Annotated in this window: 20 protein-coding genes; 4 read left to right on the top strand and 16 right to left on the bottom strand. The window is 36.9% G+C overall.

The features are described from left to right. Positions 1 to 260 precede the first annotated feature (260 nt). The 8 genes from BUB91_RS01900 to BUB91_RS01865 all read right to left on the bottom strand — a co-directional run bounded on the left by BUB91_RS01900 (position 261) and on the right by BUB91_RS01865 (position 5774). Positions 261 to 587, bottom strand: coding sequence for a hypothetical protein (locus BUB91_RS01900; RefSeq protein WP_073096246.1), 327 nt, complete (start codon positions 585 to 587; stop codon positions 261 to 263). 63 nt (positions 588 to 650) lie between these two features. Further along, a complete protein-coding gene (locus BUB91_RS01895) occupies positions 651 to 980 on the bottom strand; it encodes a hypothetical protein (protein WP_073096244.1) in 330 nt (109 codons plus the stop codon). A 242-nt stretch (positions 981 to 1222) separates the two neighbouring features. Beyond that, entirely contained in the window at positions 1223 to 1624 is a 402-nt protein-coding gene (arfB, locus tag BUB91_RS01890) for an alternative ribosome rescue aminoacyl-tRNA hydrolase ArfB (protein WP_073096242.1), read from the bottom strand. Further along, on the bottom strand, positions 1624 to 3168 hold the full coding sequence (locus BUB91_RS01885; RefSeq protein ID WP_073096240.1) for a DUF4301 family protein: 1545 nt from the start codon (positions 3166 to 3168) through the stop codon (positions 1624 to 1626). Before BUB91_RS01885 ends, arfB begins: the two co-directional genes overlap by 1 nt. Continuing rightward, a complete protein-coding gene (locus BUB91_RS01880) occupies positions 3165 to 3725 on the bottom strand; it encodes an AAA family ATPase (protein ID WP_073096238.1) in 561 nt (186 codons plus the stop codon). The genes BUB91_RS01885 and BUB91_RS01880 overlap by 4 nt, the downstream gene beginning before the upstream one ends. Continuing rightward, positions 3686 to 4318 (bottom strand): nicotinamide riboside transporter PnuC, encoded by a 633-nt coding sequence (gene pnuC, locus BUB91_RS01875; RefSeq protein WP_073096236.1) that lies wholly within the window; start codon positions 4316 to 4318, stop codon positions 3686 to 3688. Before pnuC ends, BUB91_RS01880 begins: the two co-directional genes overlap by 40 nt. A 3-nt stretch (positions 4319 to 4321) precedes the next feature. Next, positions 4322 to 5140 (bottom strand): phosphoglycerol geranylgeranyltransferase, encoded by an 819-nt coding sequence (locus tag BUB91_RS01870; protein WP_073096234.1) that lies wholly within the window; start codon positions 5138 to 5140, stop codon positions 4322 to 4324. Position 5141: 1 nt separating this feature from the next. Continuing rightward, the gene (locus BUB91_RS01865; RefSeq protein ID WP_073096232.1) at positions 5142 to 5774 is read right to left on the bottom strand and encodes a 4'-phosphopantetheinyl transferase family protein; all 633 of its coding nucleotides are present in this window, start codon (positions 5772 to 5774) and stop codon (positions 5142 to 5144) included. 57 nt (positions 5775 to 5831) lie between these two features. Here BUB91_RS01865 and ahcY point away from each other — a divergent pair, with 57 nt between their 5' ends. Continuing rightward, complete coding sequence (ahcY, locus tag BUB91_RS01860; RefSeq protein ID WP_073096230.1) at positions 5832 to 7148, top strand: adenosylhomocysteinase; 1317 nt, start codon at positions 5832 to 5834, stop codon at positions 7146 to 7148. Positions 7149 to 7207: 59 nt separating this feature from the next. On the opposite strand, the gene BUB91_RS01855 is transcribed toward ahcY, so the two are convergent. Beyond that, positions 7208 to 8089, bottom strand: coding sequence for a hypothetical protein (locus tag BUB91_RS01855; RefSeq protein ID WP_241652549.1), 882 nt, complete (start codon positions 8087 to 8089; stop codon positions 7208 to 7210). Positions 8090 to 8130: 41 nt separating this feature from the next. On the opposite strand from BUB91_RS01855, the gene BUB91_RS01850 reads away from it, so the two are divergent. Next, entirely contained in the window at positions 8131 to 8469 is a 339-nt protein-coding gene (locus BUB91_RS01850) for a TM2 domain-containing protein (RefSeq protein WP_073096228.1), read from the top strand. Between the two features lie 71 nt (positions 8470 to 8540). Here the strand turns inward: BUB91_RS01850 and BUB91_RS01845 are convergent, their stop codons facing one another. From BUB91_RS01845 to BUB91_RS01820, 6 genes are all read right to left on the bottom strand, one after another. Further along, complete coding sequence (locus BUB91_RS01845) at positions 8541 to 9563, bottom strand: phytase (protein ID WP_128759277.1); 1023 nt, start codon at positions 9561 to 9563, stop codon at positions 8541 to 8543. Between the two features lies 1 nt (position 9564). Then, the gene (locus BUB91_RS01840; protein WP_073096226.1) at positions 9565 to 12393 is read right to left on the bottom strand and encodes a TonB-dependent receptor; all 2829 of its coding nucleotides are present in this window, start codon (positions 12391 to 12393) and stop codon (positions 9565 to 9567) included. A 163-nt stretch (positions 12394 to 12556) separates the two neighbouring features. Continuing rightward, on the bottom strand, positions 12557 to 14137 hold the full coding sequence (locus BUB91_RS01835) for a tetratricopeptide repeat protein (protein ID WP_073096224.1): 1581 nt from the start codon (positions 14135 to 14137) through the stop codon (positions 12557 to 12559). Positions 14138 to 14261: 124 nt separating this feature from the next. Next, positions 14262 to 14525, bottom strand: a complete 264-nt coding sequence (gene rpmA / locus BUB91_RS01830; RefSeq protein WP_073096222.1) for a 50S ribosomal protein L27 — start codon at positions 14523 to 14525, stop codon at positions 14262 to 14264. A 49-nt stretch (positions 14526 to 14574) separates the two neighbouring features. Then, entirely contained in the window at positions 14575 to 15219 is a 645-nt protein-coding gene (gene rplU, locus BUB91_RS01825) for a 50S ribosomal protein L21 (RefSeq protein ID WP_073096220.1), read from the bottom strand. A gap of 101 nt (positions 15220 to 15320) precedes the next feature. Then, positions 15321 to 15788, bottom strand: a complete 468-nt coding sequence (locus BUB91_RS01820; RefSeq protein WP_073096218.1) for a DUF4199 domain-containing protein — start codon at positions 15786 to 15788, stop codon at positions 15321 to 15323. A gap of 208 nt (positions 15789 to 15996) precedes the next feature. Here BUB91_RS01820 and BUB91_RS01815 point away from each other — a divergent pair, with 208 nt between their 5' ends. Next, on the top strand, positions 15997 to 17316 hold the full coding sequence (locus BUB91_RS01815) for a M16 family metallopeptidase (protein ID WP_073096216.1): 1320 nt from the start codon (positions 15997 to 15999) through the stop codon (positions 17314 to 17316). 54 nt (positions 17317 to 17370) lie between these two features. After that, a complete protein-coding gene (locus BUB91_RS01810) occupies positions 17371 to 19440 on the top strand; it encodes a M16 family metallopeptidase (protein WP_073096214.1) in 2070 nt (689 codons plus the stop codon). Positions 19441 to 19472: 32 nt separating this feature from the next. On the opposite strand, the gene BUB91_RS01805 is transcribed toward BUB91_RS01810, so the two are convergent. Continuing rightward, positions 19473 to 20366 (bottom strand): DMT family transporter, encoded by an 894-nt coding sequence (locus BUB91_RS01805; protein WP_073096212.1) that lies wholly within the window; start codon positions 20364 to 20366, stop codon positions 19473 to 19475. Positions 20367 to 20424: the final 58 nt, after the last annotated feature.

The raw sequence follows: 20424 nt of genomic DNA, 5'->3' as shown, positions 1-20424 counted from the left end.
CAAAATGCATTAAAAAGAAACGCTTTTGACTTCGAGGCAAGCCTCGGAGCATTTAAATCTCGATTATTGAGTTAAAAGTACAAATACCATTAACTGCGGTAAATAATAAAATCATAAAAAAAGTTAAGAATATTCTCAGGATGAATTCATCTTAACTTTTTAAAAATACAACATAAAAAAAAGCCCCGATTCTCATCGGGGCTCAATTTTGAATTCCTAACCATTCTATGCATTAAAAATTCAAATTAGGGAAACCTAACCTACTCTTTTGGTTCGATCCACTCACCTGCAGCATTTATATATGCAGTTTCGGGCTCGGCTCCTTCTGTTGATAATGTTAATTTGTAAGTCTTATTTTCTGAGTCAACCCAAGCTTCAGTTACGTCTGCTCCAGTTTTATCTTCTTCAACTGCTTTTGTCACCGTTACAGGTAAATCTGAAACTTCAATTTTAGTGTATCCTTCTACCGGAGCTTGTAATTCTGTAGTAGCTTGTGCTACTTCTCCTGTAGTTTCTTGAGCTGTTACTCCTTCTGCTGCAAAAAACATTGTTGCTGCTGCAGCTACGGTCATTATTAGATTTTTCATAACTCTATATTTTGGGCACATATATGTGCTTTGATTAAAATTTATTTAAAACGGAGATTCTTATTATTGAATCTTTACCCATTTACCTTCTTCATTGATATATGCTGTTTCAGCTTCAGCTCCTTCAGCTTGCAACATCAACTTATAAACACTCAACTCTTCGTTAAAATATGCTTCTGAAACTGTAGATCCTGCCTTATCTGTTGCTACTGCGTTAGTAACTGCTTCTGGTAAAGCTGAAGTTTCAATTTTCTCAAAACCATCTTGTACAGGTGCCTGCACTTCAGTTTCAGTCATTGCTACTTCTTTAGATTCTGTTTCTTGTGCTGCTATATTTTGTGTAGCGAAAAGCATCGTTGCTGCTGCAGCTACGGTCATTACTAGATTTTTCATAATTCTATATTTTGTTTATTGTTATTTTGATTTGAGCTGTTTCAGTCACAAACTCATTTAAGTATATAGCAAAACCATACCATAGCAACTTTAGCACAGCCCAACCCCATTAAGTAGCTGATTACAGGTCTAATAAAGAAATAAGATAAAAAGTCATTTGTGTAGAAGAAGAGCATATTCCACAAAAAAAGTGTAGAATTAATCTACACTTTATAAAAAATACTCTAAAATATTTGGAATAATTAAAAGGAAGGCGGTTTTCGGTTGGCCTTCTTTTCTGAATTTTTCTTTTTAGAATCCAGTCTGCGTTTTTTTGAAGCCAAAGTAGGTTTTGTCTTTTTACGCTTTTTAGGCTTTATCAGAGCTTTCTCTAATAAACGTACTAAATTCTTAAAAACTTCCTGTTTGTTTTTATGCTGACTGCGGCTTTGATCATACGATAAAACCAATTTATTTTCTGAAGTAAGTTTCGAAGACAGCCGCTTTTTAAGACGCTCTTTCTGATCTTTATCAAAAACCACAGAAGCATCAAGATCCCAATGCAGCATGACTTTAGTAGAAGTCTTATTTACATGCTGACCACCGGGACCACTGCTGCGCACTGCCTTAAAATCACTTTCTGTATACAGCAGATTTTTATCCATTAAGCTTTTGCCTGATGAGAAGGTTTCAATAAATCATTTACCGTTTTAACCGGATTGAACGTTTCCAGAGGTACTTCAACAAATAGTGTATTCCAGCGTGCCATTGCACCGTTCCACAATCCCGGAAGCTCTAATGCTTTGATTTCGTTACCTCCGTCGGTCTTATAAGCGATAAAGGCCAAATCTGGATTTACATAATCAAGCAGATTGTATTTTTCTCCTTTATAATTACGCACACCGGCAACAATATCTACCGGATTAAAGTGTGTTGAATTTTTAAATATCTCTCCTTGTTTAGTGTCTTTAGTATTTACTTGTGCACTTTCAATAATTTGTAGCGCAACTTTTCCGCTTTCGTCTTCTACCCAAAAAGGGCCACCTCCCGGTTCGCCTTCATTCTTTACCATCCCACAAACACGAATAGGTCTATTTAAAAGTTCTGCGAAATAGCTTTTCTTTTCTTCTACTGAAAAATCTACATAACCTGAATCGATACGCGTACTAAAATCTTCTTCTAAGAATGTCAGCAACTCCTCAAGCTCCCCTTCAGAAATCGTATCCTTCTCTAAAAGTTCTGCATATTTAAAGACCTGAGCTTGTTTTTCTAGAAGTAAACCGGCTAAAATACGTTTGCTGCGTGCTAAATTTTGAATCTGATCCTGAACTAAAACATTATCAATATTTTTAATGAAAACAACATCTGCGTCTACATCATTCAGGTTTTCAATCAATGCCCCGTGACCTCCGGGACGGAACAATAAAGAGCCATCTCCTTTTCGATATAATTTATTATCCATCGTAACAGCTACCGTGTCTGTCTCCGGTTTTTGAAACGAATAATCTACATCAAAATTCACTCCTGTTGTATTACTCACCGAAGCATGAATTTTTTTAAACTCTTTTGCAAAAGCCTCTTTATGCTCTGGTGAAACGGTAAAATGCAGATTTGCTTTATCACTTTTTGCGGCATAAGCTGCAGCCTCGTGCAAATGCTCTTCAAAAGCTGTCACCATATAACTACCATAATAATGAAAAGGAATAAGACCTTTTGGTAAATTACCGTAGCTCTCACCATCTTCACTCATCATTGTTTTTATAAAAGCGTATTTCTTCGCATTTTCATCAGCCTTGGTTTCTTCATCAAAACCATCTATGATGTGATTGTAAAATGGAAATTTCTCATAATCGGTAAAAAATACTTTCATATGTTTATCTCCGGTGCGCTCCAGATATTCAGCTATTGTTTCTTTAGAAACATCATAGTCTTCTAGAAACTGATAAATTTTTTTAAACATACGGCTAGCAGCACCAGAAGCTGGTGTGAATTTTAAGAGATCGAGTTCTGATTTTTTATCTTCATAAAAATCTAGAAACTTCAGCTCGTCTGCTTCAGTGAGTTTAAAAATCCCGTCTGATGTTGTTGCAGGTGCTACAAGTTTAACATTAGGCACCCCATTTACAAAAAGATCAATTTGGCTTTCTACCTGTTTTGGTGTTAAGCCATGATCTTTGATTTCGTTGATTTCTTGGTCTGTAAAATTCAAATTAGTATAGAATTTAAGTGATTGGTTATTAATTGCATTCGTTCTTCTAAACTTCCTTTAACCAAAATGTAGGGGCGGTCATTCTTAATTAAAGCTTGTTTAAAATACTCGAACATTTCTTGACGTTGTTCTGGACGGTCTCGTAAATCATCTGCCTGCCAAGGCGTATCTATATACGTTAGCAAATAGAGGTCATACGTATTGTTTTTTGCAGCTTTTGCTACTTGAGTGTCGCACCATCCTTCATAGTACGACTCACTGTAAACCTTTGTTTCTAAAAGGTCTGTGTCACAAAATACTATTTTTTTTCCGGAATTGGCAGCCTCATTTTCAAGCTTCATCTGCCCAATAGCAATGGGTAGTATGTCTTGAGGTTCGCAAATCTTTTGTTCTTCGTCCCATTTCTGCTGAAGGTATTTCCGAGCAAATTCGGGCACCCAGGCACCATCATAATGTTCTGAAAGTTTCTGCGAAAGTGTAGTCTTCCCGGTACTTTCGGGACCAAAGAGTACAATTTTTATACAGTTTCCGGTATGTTGTTGAGGTATTTTTTCCACGCGATAAAGCCATAAATAGCCAGCACAGTAAAAATAAGATATTGAAAACTGGTAAATGTGAAGCCTTTGTAAAAATATAGGGGAACCGAAATAATATCTCCTATAATCCAGTAGATCCAGTTTTCAATTTTGCGCTTTGCCATCAACCACATTCCCACAAAAAATAGAGCCGTTGTAATGGTGTCTACATAAGCCGTCCAGCTGTTCCACTTATCAAAGATGGTGTACACAGCAAATACAAAAATGATGGCCGCAGTAAAAATAACAGCAGACCAAGTATGTTCTTTTTTAGTGGTTTTTGAAATTGGTGTCACGTGATCTGCATCTACTTTCCTAGTCCACACATACCAGCCATAAACGCTCATCGAGAAATAATACGCGTTGATCATCATATCGCCCAGCAAACCCCATTTTAGCAATAAATACACAAAGATAGAGGTGCTGATCATCCCTGTGGGATACACCCAAATATGATTTTGTTTAGAATACCAGACCGAAAGCAACCCAAAAATAACGCCCACAATCTCGAGTATTATTGACGAGGTCTCGTAATCTGCATATTGCCCAAAGAAAATATCTATAATTGAATTCATACGTTAAAACTCACCTTTCTCAAAAGCAGTGCCCACAACCACTAAATCTGCTCCCGCCTCATAAATCTGCTGAAGCTTTATCTGTGTGCGTATGCCTCCACCTACAATTAACGGAATAGAGATCACCGACTTTACCGCCTGAATGATTTCTGTAGAAACCGTTTTTAGAGCCCCGCTTCCGGCCTCAAGATAAATCAATTTTTTACCGGAATATTCTCCCGCAAGTGCAATGTTTACAATATATTCAATATCGTCCTGTGGCAAAGCCTGTGTGTGACTCACGCGCTGAACCGTTGTTTCTCTTCCGCCGTCAATTAAAATATAACCGGTTGGGATAATCTCAAGATCTGCGTGCTGTAACTGCTGTACTGATTTTATTTGTTGTCTGATTAGATACTCTGGATTCTCGCCAGATAGCAGGCTTAAAAAAAGTATTCCGTCTGCTTCTTTTGTAATCTGCTTATAATCTCCCGGAAAAAGAAGAATAGGCAAGTCGGTATTCTTTTTTAGAATTTGAACGGTAAGTTGCGTTTGTGTCTGCGTTGCTGTACTTCCGCCTACAAAAAGATGCGTGGTATATTTAGGTAGTTTTTGAAGTTGGTCAACCAATAAAGCTTCGGTTACTCGATAATCGAGATTTAAATGCTCTGAGGCTTGTCCTGATGTCAAAAGCTGTTTCTTTTTAATGCCTCGTGACCTTGATCCAAAGTGGTTTATTTCTTCAGGATCAAATAGAATGGCAAAACACTTTTTTTTAGTTTTTACAGCTTCTTGCAAATCTGTGTAAATCTGTTTTCCGCTCTGCGTAAATTCATCAATCATATCAAAGCGCTAAGGCGTAAACACAGGTAAACCCTTCAAACTCCAGAAAATCAATATCATATTTGCTTTGGTTGCCGTGGTAATTGATAACCGCATCAGTTTTCTGATCGTCAAAGTCAAAATCAGTCACATTAATATGTTGCAAAAAGCTAAGCCCTTTAACTCCATAAATCTTGTAAAGCGATTCTTTAGCACCCCAAACTATCGTAAGTTTTCTAATAACAGCATCGTCATTAGCCAAAGTACGGTATTCTTTTAGCGGAGTAAAACGGGATGCAATTCGTAAGATTTTATCGCGTTGCATTTCGATATCTATACCCACCTCAATAGCATCACTCACAATGATTGCGGTGAAATTATAAGAATGCGTAATCGAGATATGCTTACCGTCATGCAAGTGCGGTTTTCCGTTTTCGGTATAATACAAATCAGGATCAGTATAACCGGCAGCATGTAACAGGTGTCTAATACTTAAAAATCCACGTCTGTGCAGTTCAGACTTCATACTCTCAAAACGCGCTTTACAATGCGGTGTTAAGTTCACATTTTGAGACAGCTCCTCAAGAGGTTCTTCCACTTTCCAGATGTAAACCTGAGTGGTTGCATTAGGCGTTATAGTTTTGAAAAGTGGCACGTTAACTAGTGGATATTACGTATTTTTGCAAAAAATAAGAATTGTAAATATAAGATTATGTCAACGAAAACCGTGCAATATGTTCCTTATAAAGTCAGAGATATTTCTTTGGCTGCTTGGGGTAGAAAAGAAATAGAATTAGCTGAAGCAGAGATGCCGGGCCTTATGGCTTTAAGAGAAGAATATGGTGCTGAGCAACCTTTAAAAGGAGCTCGTATAGCAGGATGTCTGCATATGACCATACAAACTGCTGTTTTAATTGAAACACTAGTTGCTCTTGGTGCAGATGTTACCTGGAGTTCTTGTAATATTTTCTCTACTCAAGATCATGCTGCTGCTGCAATCGCTGCTGCCGGAATTCCCGTTTATGCCTGGAAAGGAATGAATGAAGAAGAATTTAACTGGTGTATTGAGCAAACCTTATTTTTTGGTGAAGAGCGCGAGCCGTTAAATATGATTCTTGATGACGGTGGTGATTTAACCAATATGGTTCTTGATGATTACCCAGAACTTGCTGCTGCAATCAAAGGTCTTTCTGAAGAAACAACTACCGGAGTTCACCGCTTATACGAGCGTATGAACAAAGGAACCTTACCTATGCCTGCGATCAATGTAAATGATAGTGTAACTAAATCTAAGTTTGACAATAAATTTGGTTGCCGTGAGAGTGCTGTAGATGCGATTCGTCGTGCTACAGATGTGATGCTTGCCGGTAAACGCGTAGTGGTTTGTGGTTATGGTGATGTAGGTAAAGGTACCGCTGCTTCTTTTAAAGGTGCAGGTTCTATCGTTACAGTTACTGAAATTGACCCTATTTGTGCGTTACAAGCTGCAATGGATGGTTTTGAAGTAAAGCGCCTGGAAACTGTTGTAAAAACTGCAGACATCGTAATCACAACAACCGGAAACAAAGATATCGTACGTGCTGAGCATTTTAAAGCGATGAAAGATAAGACCATCGTATGTAACATAGGCCATTTTGACAACGAGATACAAGTAGGATGGTTGAATGAAAATTACGGAGATACTAAAGATGAAATCAAGCCACAGGTTGATAAATATACTATTGATGGTAAAGACATCATTCTTCTTGCTGAAGGTCGTCTGGTAAACTTAGGTTGTGCAACAGGTCACCCAAGTTTTGTAATGAGTAACTCGTTTACAAACCAAACTCTAGCACAAATCGAATTGTGGAAAAACAGCGACAACTATAAAAATGAAGTGTATATGCTTCCGAAGCATTTAGATGAAAAAGTTGCTGCTTTGCACTTAGAGAAAATAGGTGTTGAATTGACTAAGCTTAACGAAGAGCAAGCTGAATATATCGGTGTAACGGTTGAAGGACCTTACAAGCCGGAGTATTACAGATATTAGTTCTATATATAAAATTTCAGAAAAAAATTTTATATAATACCCTCACAGCAATGTGGGGGTTATTTTTTTACAATAGTCATTTGCGCTTCCTCCCCTTCTTTTAGATTGGTAATGGTACGGACAAAATTACGGCTATCTTCTACTTCCAGACGAACCGTGTTAGGCGCTGATGTTCCTTCACTTACAGCCTCAATTCTAATTTTAGTTTGTTCCTTTTCCAGCTTGAATTCCAGATATTTTTTCTCGTGAAGAACCGTATAATTTTCCAATACCGGTTTGTCATCTACATACAGGTTGATGATATCTCCATCTACTTTACCGGCATCATATATTGAAAGTTTAATCTTTTGATCTCTGGTGAAAATATTGAGATTTTCGCCTTTAGCGATGATATTTCGGGTAAGCGTGTCTAAAACACGTGCTACTTTAATATTCTTTTTTATTGAATCTGAAAACTTCTTAGAACGCTGAATTACTTTGTCTATTTTCTCAACACGCTTTTTTACCTGCTCTCCAGAGTTTACAATTATCATGCCGTCAAGGCAGGAAGAACCATCTGCGTAAAGTCCTTTAAAATCACCACTAAAAGCTTTTATTTTATCTAGATTGCGCACTTTTCCTTCAAAATTCACAAAGCAAAAATCTTTCTGAACAACAGGAGATTTCGTATAAACAATGTCATATTCATTAAAACTCAGCAGCTTTTCGTCTTCATTATAAAAACCTCTAATGTTAGATTTAGTCTCGTGTTTGCCTGCAAAATCGGTTAGTGAATATCCTTGAATAGAATCATTGACCCGGTCAAATAAAACCTTATAACTAATAAACGAAGTATCGTTCAATTTAATAACGCCAAAGAATTCAAACTCCTGCGCTTGTAATGTTGTAGTAAACGTTAAACATATCAAAAACAGGATTACTCGGGAATAGAAGTTTCTCAAAATAGCGTACTTTTTGGGTAATTTAATTAACCTTAGATCTTATGAATTTCAAAATTATCTTTTCACTGGCACTTCTGCTAATGATTTCAACAACAACTTTTGCAGGATTTCCTGTAGAGCGTGTTGCAAAAACAACAATCGAAGTAAATGCAGCTTCTGAAGTTTCAAACGAACTTGTTTCTCCTGCTGCTGTTGCTGCAGATCGTCAAACTGTAGCGATTTTGCTTTGGTTATTTTTAGGAGCCTTTGCTGCCCACAGATGGTATCTAGGAAGTCCTATTTTATGGAATGTTATTTTTATTCTAACTGCAGGATTCTTTATTGTAGGTTGGGTTATTGATGGTATTGAGATTATCACCGGAACCTATCCTGGATTGTAATCTTCAATCCTATTAAATAAAAAAATCCCGCCAGTAATCTGGTGGGATTTTTAATTCTACTCCTTTTTGATTTATTTCAACTTATCTAAGTCGTAGTAATAAAAAGTACCATCATCGTTCATCGCGACAAATAACCCCGTTTTAAACGTGTCATTTAATGATACTGTCACTGCCTCACAACCATCAGTTTCAGTTGTTGCCAGATTCAATATTCTAACCAACTCATTAGTCTTACGATCGTAAATATTAAACTGACCGTGCTGCTGGTCAGAAACAATGATCATTCCGCTACCATCTTCAAAAGCAGCAATGGCGATTCCTTCAATATCTTCTAAGAAATCTTCTGAGCCAAAAGAAGCCAGTTGCTCATTTCCTTTAGAAGGTTCTGCATAATATTTTTTCACACTTTCACCCTCGTCAGAATAATACACATAACCCAAAGCATCGTCTACAGCTATTGCTTCAATCTCTTTTTTACCGCTGAAATCGCCAAACTTACGCACCAAATCAAAACCAACTAAACTTTCTGATTTAGTCGTGATTTTGTATTGATACAAGTAATCTTCTAAAGGACCTGTTTTACGACCTACAATCGCATAAAACGCTCCATCCACTGCTGATTTATACAAACTAATTCCCATAGGGTACTGAAACTCCTCGTTTGCTTCATCTGCAAAAACAGGGAATCCACCGCCGTCTAAAGGCTTCATATCTGGCACTGAATAAATGCGTAACATTTTACGCTCACGCTCAGTAAAAGCAATAATGTCGGTTTGTGTAGAATCAGTTATCGGAAAACCATATCGTAAGTCCACATTATTAGGACGCTTGATACCTCTTATGGTTTTAGATTCTATAATTTTTCCGTCTAAATCAAAGGCATAAATAGCACCATCTGTGTCTTTATCGGTACCAAACACAATGCTTTTTGAAGCATCATCCGGATTAATCCAGATTGCAGGATCGTCTGTGTCGTACTTTACGTTTTCGGTAATGATATCGGGTTTGATTTCCGGTAATTGCGATTTTTTACTTCCGCAAGAAAATAAAACCATTGCTGTGCTGAAACTAGCTATATACTTGAAATTTTTCATTTTAAAATAAATCATATTTAACACCAAAGGTTAGACGCGTACTGTAATACTCCATTTGCATAGTGCGGTCTTTTGCACCTTGATAGTAACGCAACGGTTGATTTGTAATATTATTCAGATTAGCAAACACCTGAAGATTTCTAGATAAGAAAACAGTTGCATTAAAGTCTAAGAAAAACTGCTCATCGTAAAAACGATCTTCAAAAGCATTACCTCCCAACTCATCTATGTATGCATCTGCATAGTTACTAGAAAGTCTCGCGCTAAACCATTTGTCTGCATAAGAAATTGAAGCGTTAAACATATTTGGCGAAGAACCCGGTAAAGCAAGATCACCACGCATATCACCATCTTCATTAGCAATACCTTTAGCTTCAGAATTTAAGTAGGTGTAGTTGACGTAAATCCCAAAGTTTTTCAAGAAACCGGGAAGAAAATCAAGCTGACGTTGAAAAGCAACTTCTGCTCCAAAAATACGTGCCTTATCACCGTTAAGCGGTTGATACAATCTATACCCTGTACTTTCCTCTTCAGAAATACTGGTGTAGATAAAACTATCTAAATCTTTATAGAAAACACCTCCAGAAAGAATACCTACTGAGTTAAAATACTTTTCTGCCATAAAATCAAAACTCATAGATGTAGTAGGATTCAATTGTGGATTTCCTATTGAAACCTCGTTATCCTCTCGCTGTCTGTAAGGTACTAAATCTATGTAGTTAGGACGGGCAAGTGTATTTGTCCACGCAAAACGCAATACGGTATTATCTGATGCATTATACTTAAAATGCACACCTGGTAATATATTTGTATACGAACTCTCATCATTAATTTGAGTTACGGTATCTAAGTCATCAACATCAAAGCTGTTACCCGTACTTTCTATTCGCGTATTCTCAACACGAAGACCTACTAACACACTCAATTTGTCTGATAACTTTTGATTAGTCATGACATAACCGGCATATACATTTTCAGTAACATCAAAGTTATCACCAAGATATTCATCAGGTAGTGCTTCACCTTCAAAAGCTGCAGCATCATTTAGATTAAGACCTCCTAAATATTCAGGAGAAGCAAAAACACCCGGCCTGTATTTTGAACCAGCTAAGAAGTCATCACCATTATAAGCACGCTGACTAACTAAAGACAAGTTATCTAAAGCTCCTGTAAGCGGAGAATATTCAGAGAAAGTATTGGCTCTGTTTTTATTCTTAAAGCGACCACGAATACCAAACTTTACCGAACCATCACCATTGCTGAAGAAATCTGCAGGCAACTCAAAATTTGCAAAGAAATTGACGTCTTTTTCTTCAGTGAATTGATACTCTTCGGTTAATTCATCTAATTCAAATTCTGAAAAATCTTCTGACGCAACCGGAGTATGAATAGGCTTACGAATATCCGCTATTTCATTATTAACACCATATTCTGTAGCATAAACTAAATAGCGCTCGTTAGGACGTTCTTCTGAAGCTTTAGCATAAGAACCCATCCAAGTGAATTTTAGGTTTCCAAAAAGGTGATTACCGCCTAAACTGTAATTCTGCATACGCTGATCTTCGAGTCGTCTGTTTTGAATTCTTCCACCGGGAATACCCCCTTTTGTTTCGCGTTTTGCTTCTACCGGAAAACGAGACGGAGTACCATTTACAATTTCAAAATCTCCTTCATTGATATCTTCAGCATCTAAAATCTCGCTAGAATATGCAAAACGATTCTCCCGATCATCACGCCAGTTGTACATCGTTTTTAAATAAATCTCATTGTTCTCATCAAAATTATAATCCATATTTGCTGAAAAACTGCGTCTTACCCGCTGTACCAAATACTTACGATTCTCATAAACATTTGCATACGGATTTACATCCATCTCAACCTCTTCACCTGCAGCATTCGTATATTCAAACGTATCTGCCCATTCTGCTTCTACGTTATCACTACCAAAGTCATTATCGTTAATTGATGCTGAAACCATCCAACCAAACTTTTTATCTTTAGAACGATCTCCTACTAAAAAAGAACCGGTAAGAATACGTTTGTCTGTGATAAAATTGACACCAGAACCTGCTGTCGCCGATAGCCTGAAACTTTGTGGTGTAGAACGTGTGACTAAATTTACAGATCCACCCAATGCATCTGCATCCATATCTGGCGTCACTGCTTTATTAACCTCAATAGTTTGAATCATATCAGACGGTATAAGGTCCATCTGCACATTACGGTTATCTCCTTCTGCAGAAGGAATACGGCTACCATTTAGCGTAACTGAGTTTAATTGTGGTGCTAAACCACGCACTATAATATTACGTGCTTCACCTTGATCCATCTGCATCGTAATACCGGGAATACGTTTTGTTGCATCACCTATATTCGCATCAGGAAACTTACCGATCTGGTCTGTAGAAACCACATTGGTAATATTCACATTATTCTTTTGCGTATTTAAAGCTCTGGCTTGACCACCCGTACTAAAACCAACGATTTGTACATCGTCTAACTGGGTTTCTTTAGAAGATAATAACATTTCTACTGTAATCGGCTTTCCATCTGTTACAGTAACTTCTTTTTTAGTATCTGCAAACCCCAAATACTTTACCGTTAAGGTATGATCTCCTTCAGGAACCTCTAAAAAAGTAAACTTTCCGTCCTGATTAGAAACCACCCCTTTATTAAGGTCGTCAATCATAATTGCAGCACCGGGAACATTAATACCATAATCATCAACAATTACCCCTTGTATAACACCATCCTGAGCGTATAATCCGGAATAATTTAGCGTAAAAAGAAGCGTTACAACAAGCAACTTCAGACTAGTAATTATTTTCATTTTTTTAATATTTTGTTTGCACCAAATTTACCTGAGCCCTTTAAATACAGGCTAAACTTAAGCGTAACAAATTGTAAAGAATGAAGATTTTAAAGGCTACAACAAGGCAACAATTACTTAAAATTTACATACAGGTAACCTTCTCGAAAAGAAATGAGTCTTTTTATAACTTTAGCATAAAATCAACTAAATCATCCTGACTTTCTAAGGGTAATTTTTTACGTAAACGATAACGAGCAACCCGAACACTATCTGGTGTGATTCTTAAAATAGCTGCTATTTCTTTTGAAGAAAGATTAAGCCGAAGAAGTAAGGCCAAACGAACCTCTGTAGCCGAAAGTATCTGAAGTGCTTTTTCATTCAACTTTTGTGAAAAGTGCGGGTGAATATCTTCAAACAAAATCATAAACTGCGACCACTCATCGCCCTCTTTCAAATGCACTTCAAGTTCATTAGAAAGATCGATAAGTTTTGATGGGTAATAATCAATACGCTTACGCGAACTTATTTTTTGCAAAGAAGCTGAGACGTCTTCTATAAGCTTATTTTTTTGAGCAAGACTAAGGCTGTATTTTGAGAGTGTTGCTGTTTTAAGTTGAATTTCATTTTGCAAGTTTTGCTCGTGAACAGCTTTGGTTTCCAGTTCGGCTTCTAAAGCACGTTGCTTATAGACTTGCAAATCAAGCTTAGCTTGTCTTTTTCGCTTTAAGAAATAAAAGAAAATAATGACAGAAGCAAAAAACAATAAAAGAATTATAACCAATGCTGCTAATCTGGTTTCTGCTGTATTATTTCGCTCCTCTAATAAATTGATTTGACTCTCCTTTTCTTTAGTGTCAAATATGGTTTGCAGCGCATTTAACTGATTGAAATTCTGGGAATAAAATTCCTTTTCAACTATATCTTGATACGCTAACGCATAGTGATGGGCTTGTTTATAATCTTCAGCTAATGCATAGGCTTTTGCGAGATCCTTATATGCACTTCCTATTTGATGTGCATTATCATAACTAAACGCTAACTCTAAAACGTCCTTTGTTTTTTCAATTGCTTCTGTATACCTTCCCGTTTTACGATATATATCAGCAAGGTTGTTAAGCGCATTTACCTGAGCTTCATCATCTGCCTCTTTAAAAAAGATATAGGCTGACTCAAAATAAACATAGGCTTTATCGTACTCCTCGAGATCTTCATAAATACTACCTATATTCTCAAGAACTGTAGCTTCTCCACTTAAATCTTTAAGATTGCGATAGATTGCTAAACTTTGCTGCTGAAAATCGAGTGCTTTTTGGGGCTGTTTTTGCTTTTCCCGGCAGGTCCCAAGTAATTGATAGCTTTTGGCTTTTAGACTTAAATACTCGTGTTTTTCTGAATATGAAAGACTACTATTTAAGAGATCTGTTGCTTTCTTGTAATTATTAAGAACTATGTAGATCTCTGCCAATTCATTTTTAAGCGTCGCTGTAACCTGACTATTGCGATCTGCATTTTGCGTAAGTGCCGCGTTGTAGTGATTTACAGCTTCGGTATAAATCTGGGTTTGCTTATAAAATCGGGCCAAGTCAATATGTGCCTCTCTAATTGCTGAGGCATTACGACTAGACTCAGCGTTGTCTAATTGGTTTTTATAAGTATAAAAAACAGAATCTTTAAACGCTTCAAATTCTTCTTCAATATCATGTTGAGCCCACAAGGAGGGACTCATCAAACACAAAATAATAATCAACCCAAAATAATTCAACTAACTCAATTTAATCGAGCAATATACCGATCCAATATTAGCTGAATGTTAACTTAATTTTAAACAAAAAACCCATCATCTCAAAATTGAGATGATGGGTTTTTCTATACTTATTACGTAAATCTTAAGCTTCTGCAGCAGGAACTATAGATACGTAAGACTTGTTGTCTTTCTTTTTAGTAAACTTAACAACACCGTCTACTTTTGCATGTAAGGTATGATCTTTACCACCATAAACATTATCACCTGGGTGATGCGTGTTACCACGTTGTCTAACAATGATATTACCGGCAACGGCAGCTTGACCACCAAAAATCTTAACACCTAGACGTTTCGATTCTGATTCTCTACCGTTTTTAGAACTACCTACTCCTTTTTTGTGAGCCATCTTATTCTAGTTTTATGGTTATACTTAACGTAATCAAATAATCGTTAGATTATTTTTCGATTCCGCCGTCTAAATTATCTTGTAATTCTTTAAGCTCATCCCATTTACCTTCTGCAGCTAAAGCAGCTTGCTTTGGCCAAGTATCCGTAACGATGTGACTTAATCTAGAGCTTGCTTCAGTAAGAACCTCGCTCAATTTCTCTGGAGAAGTTTTTGCCACTTTTGCAAAAGTGTCAATACCTGCAGCTACTAATGCTTCAGCAGCTTTTGGTCCTGCACCTTCGATCTTCTTAAGATCATCTCCTTTTGATGAAGCTTTAGCTTTTTTAGCCTTTGGAGCTTCTTCTTTTTTCTCAGCTTTAGGAGCCGCTTTTTTGCCTCCTTTTAGAGAAATATCACCAATTACAATCTCTGTTAAAGATTGACGGTGACCATTTTTCTTCTTATAGCCTTTACGTCTTTTCTTTTTGAAAACAATTACTTTGTCTCCTTTTAAGTGACGTGAAATTTTTGCTCCTACTAGAGCACCTTCTATAGCCGGGGCGCCTAAAGTGATGTTGTCACCGTCACCTGTCAAAAGAACTTTATCGAAAGAAACATCGTCTCCTTCTTCTCCTGCCAAGCGGTTAACAAAAACCTTCTGGTCTTTTGCAACTTTAAATTGCTGCCCTGCTATCTCTACAATTGCGTACATAGCGTAATGATTAAAAATAGTTTTTAAATTCTTAAACCTTGTGATTTAAGAGGGCGCAAATATACAGCTATTTACTTACAATACAAATGTATAATGAAAAATTAAGCCTGTGAAGTTTTAGACTTTTTTTTAGTATTCCAACTCGGCTTAAATAATTGCATAAAACTAAGAGTAAGCACCGTAGTAGTAGCAAAACCCATAATAGCAACTACAAATATCACACTACCTAAACTGGTGTTGTATGTAGTTTCCCAGGCGGCAATCATGTTACTTAGAAAATCTGGATTGAGATTACCTGCGTACAATGCAAAGAATGCGGTAAATAAAATTGTTGAAACAAAACCGGTCACGATACCTACAGAAAAGCCATCGCCGTATTCAAAATCTTTCCCTTTACTCAGTTTGTAATATTTTATAGCTTCGTAAATACCAAAACCGGTAATAACCCCATTAAAGAGACTGAATATAGGATTTGTATGCAGCCCAAAAAGAGCCAATACTAAAAAATAAGCAATAAGGCCCGCAGTTATTGCGATACCAAAACGTATAGGAAGTGCGACTTTAAGCATAATAGTAGATTTTTGATTACTCTTAAAGTTCTTAATTAAAATGTTCTATACCAGCTAAAAAGCTGTTAAAAATTAAGTCCTTGCGAATTATAAAAAATATTGTAACCAATATAACTAAAGATAATTCATTATCAATTAACAAGTTGATTCTGTAACAAATTCACTCATCACAACACTTATACGAGTAACTAAAACAAAAACTATATACATGAAAAAGACTCTTTTTTCAATTGCTTCAATTTTAGCTTTGAGCTTTACTGCCACCGCTCAGGAAGTAGAATTTGAAGAATATGATTTAGACAATGGTCTTCACGTAATCTTACATCAAGATAATACGGCACCCGTTGTCACTACAGCAGTAATGTATCACGTAGGCGGAAAAGACCGTGAAGACGGGCGTACCGGATTTGCACACTTTTTTGAGCACCTTCTTTTTGAAGGAACCGAAAACATAGAGAAAGGTAAATGGTTTGAGATCGTTAGCTCTAATGGTGGAACTAATAACGCCAACACTTCTCAAGACCGAACCTATTATTATGAAGTCTTCCCTTCTAACAATCTAGAATTGGGATTATGGATGGAATCTGAGCGTATGCTTCACCCCATCATTAAACAAGAAGGTGTTGACACACAAAACGAAGTTGTAAAAGAAGAGCGTCGCTTACGCTATGACAACTCTCCATACGGTCAATTCCTTTTTGCCATTAGCGAGCAACTTTTTGATGAGCACCCATATAAAGATCCTAACGTGGGATACATGGAAGATCTTGACGCTGCTTCTCTTGAAGAGTTTCAGTCATATTTTGATAAATATTACAAACCTAGCAATGCTGCTTTAGTTGTTGCCGGAGCTATTGATGTTGCTGAAACTAAGAAAATGATTCAAGATTATTTTGGCCCAATACCAAGCGGCCCGGCTCTTGAACGCAGCTACCCTAAAGAGGCACCTATTACTGAATCTAAAAGAAGTCAGTTTTACGACTCTAACATTCAGGTACCTGCAATTCTTACCGCATACCGCACACCAGGATACGGAAGCCGTGATGCTTATGTATTAAACATGATCTCTTCTTACCTAAGTGACGGTAAAAGTTCTAAGCTTTACAAGAAAATGGTTGATGAAGAGAAAAAAGCATTACAGATTGGTGCCATAAACTTAGAGCAAGAAGACTATGGTATGTATATCATTTTTGGACTTCCTCTAGGTGAAACTAGTCTTGAAATTTTAGTTGATGGGATGGAAGAAGAGATAAACAAACTTCGCAACACTTTAATTTCTGAAAGCGATTATGAAAAACTTCAAAATAAAGCTGAAACTAATTTTGTGAATTCAAACTCAAGTGTTGAAGGTATTGCCAACACGCTTGCCAGAGATTATATGCTTTATGATGACACCAACCTCATCAACACAGAAATTGATATTTACCGCTCCATCACACGTGAAGAAATCAAAGAGGTTGCTAATAAATACCTGAAGCCTAATCAACGTGTAGAAGTAGAATACCTTCCTAAGAAAGAAGAGCAATAGCCTGTTGTTTTCAACAAAAGAAAACATCAGAAACCTAAAATAAAATACATTTAGATGAAAAAAATATTTTTTAGCTTACTACTTATCTGCAGCTTAGGCGCAGTAGCACAGGTAGACCGTAGCACACAACCTAAAGCAGGACCTGCTCCCGAAATTAACCTGAGTAAACCCCAAACGTTTACACTTAAAAACGGACTTAAAGTTATTGTTGTTGAGAACCATAAATTGCCCCGGGTTTCTTACACACTTACTCTGGATAACCCGCCTATCGCCGAAAACGACAAAGTGGGTGCTGCATCAATTTCCGGAGCTTTATTAGGAAAAGGTTCTACAAGCATCAGTAAAGATGATTATAATGAAGAAGTAGATTATATGGGTGCCCGCGTTAGCTTTGGGCCTCAGTATGCTTCTGCCAGCGGACTTTCGCAGTATTCAGATCGCATTTTAGAACTTCTTGCAGACGCAGCGATCAATCCTAATTTTACTCAGGAAGAATTTGAAAAAGAACAGACCATCCTCATCGAAGGTTTAAAAACTAATGAGAAGAGTGTTGAAGCAGCAGCAGGCACAGTCAGTCGTGCTTTACTTTACGGTAAAAACCACCCTAAAGGAGAGTTTGAAACACCAGAAGCTGTAAAAAAAGTAACACTTGCAGACGCAAAAGCATTTTACAACAAAGCGTTTATACCAAATAACGCATATTTGGTTGTTGTAGGTGATGTGAATTTTAAAGATATCAAAAAAGAGGTTTCTAAAAACTTTAAAGACTGGAAAAAAGGAACTGACCTAAGCAATGATTTTAAAGCTCCCGAAAATTTAACTGCTACAGAAATTGATTTTGTAGATATGCCAAATGCCGTACAATCGCAAGTAATCGTTGAAAATCTGGTAGATCTTAAAATGAGTGATACAGATTATTTCCCGGTATTGATGGCTAATCAGATTCTGGGTGGCGGTGGAGAAGGCCGTTTATTCTTAAATCTTAGAGAAGATAAAGGATACACTTATGGCGCGTATTCTAACATTAGCGACAGTAAATATGGTAAGACTTCATTTAGCGCTTCAGCAAGTGTGCGAAATATGGTTACAGACAGCTCTGTAGTTGCATTTTTAGAAGAGATAGATAACATTCGTCAAGAACCTGTTAGTCAAAAAGATCTTAAAAACGCAAAAGCTAAATACATAGGCAGTTTTGTTCGCTCTTTAGAGCAGCCAAGCACAGTTGCTCGTTTTGCCCTAAATATTGAAACCGAAAATCTTCCAGAAGATTTTTATCAGAACTATTTAAGTAAGATAAACGCAGTTACTATTCAAGATGTTCAGCGTGTAGCTAAAAAATATTTCCTATCAGACAACGCGCGTATCATTATCGCAGGAAAAGGAAGCGAAGTACTTGATAATCTTGAAAAAGTACAATTTAAAGGAAAAACCATTCCTGTAAAATATTACGACAAAGAGGCAAATCCTGTTGAAAAACCAGAATATGAGGTAGCCATGCCAGAAGGTGTGACTGCGGCAACTGTTTTCAGCAACTATATTAAAGCTATAGGTGGCAAAGAGGCTATCGCTAATGTAAATTCTATCGTGATGATGGGCGAAGGAAGCGTTCAGGGAACTCCTCTTAAATTGACTATTAAAAAAACTACAAAAGATCAATTCTTACAGGAAATTTCCGTTATGGGGAATGTGACGTCTAAGCAGGTTTTAAACGGTGACACCGCTTCTATTTCTGCACAAGGACAAACGATGACTCCTTCTGAAGAGCAAATTACTGAACTTAAAAAAGAATCTGCAATTGTCCCTGAATTGAATATGATGAACAATGCTTCTATAAAACTAGAGAAGATTGAAAAGGTTGATGGAGAAAATGCGTACGTAATCGCTTTAACCGATACTAAAAAAGCATTCTACGCTACTGAAAGTGGTTTAAAATTAAAAGAAGAAACTACTCAGGAAATGCAAGGACAAACTTTTGTACAAACCGTTATTTATGATGACTACAAACCAGCAGGAGCAATTCTTGTTCCTTATAAATTATCACAGTCTATGGGACCTCAAAATATTGAGTTTACCTTTACGGAGATTAAAGTGAATGAAGGCGTGAGTGACGCTGATTTTCAATAAGCTTTAAGTACTTACTTATACCAAAGGCCGACTTAACCGTCGGTCTTTTTTTGTTTTCTGTTGGCGTTAACAAGGTAAACACCCGTTAGGATCACGAAGGCTCCTAATAGATGAATCAAAGTCAAACGCTCCCCATCCAGTAATCCCCAGAATATACCCACGATAGGAATCAAATAGGTGACAGAAGTAGAAAAAACCGCTGAAGAAATTTGAACCAATTTGTTGAATAAAATTTTAGCCAAAGCTGTACCAAAGAAAGCCAGTAATGTAATATAGATCAGTGATTCTGTAATTACAGGATCGTCAATATCAACCGACATCCCACCGGAGAAATAAAGCACAAATATCGCAGGAATCAGCATCACAGCAAAATTCCCGACTGCGATTCCCAAAGACGATAATTCTTGAAGTTTTGATTTTAAAATATTAGCGTTTCCGGCATAACATAAAGCTGCTATTACCACTAATCCGGAAAACATATAGTTCTGCTCAGGATTCACCTCAGCACCTTGAAAGATCAATATTCCGGCTCCCAACAAACCCAATAATACGCCCAAAACCTGATTTCCGTTAAACGGAATTTTAAAGACCAGATAGCCTAAGAATATTGTAAAAAGCGGAACCAGTGAATTCAATATTGAAGCAATACTGCTGTCAATTTGAGTTTCGGCGTAAGCAAAAAGAAAAACAGGCAAAAATGTACCCAGCAATGCACTCAGCCCTACCCAAAGCCATTTCTCTTTTGGGATCTTAAATAGTGTTCTGAAACCCATCAAAAACAAGAAAATTGTAGTAAAAACAATTCTAAATGCTCCGAGCTGCAACGGACTTAATCCTACTAATCCTTTCTTGATAAGGATATACGAAGTCCCCCAAATGAGCGCTAAAATAAAAAGGTAAACCCACTTTTTAGTATTGTTTTGCATAGCATACGTTGAGCCTGCAAAATTGTAATTAAAAAATAGAATAGAAGTTTAATATGGG

The sequence above is a fragment of the Leeuwenhoekiella marinoflava DSM 3653 genome (assembly GCF_900129005.1).
GTDB classification, from domain to species: domain Bacteria; phylum Bacteroidota; class Bacteroidia; order Flavobacteriales; family Flavobacteriaceae; genus Leeuwenhoekiella; species Leeuwenhoekiella marinoflava.
This window is presented reverse-complemented; position numbering and strand designations above follow the sequence as displayed.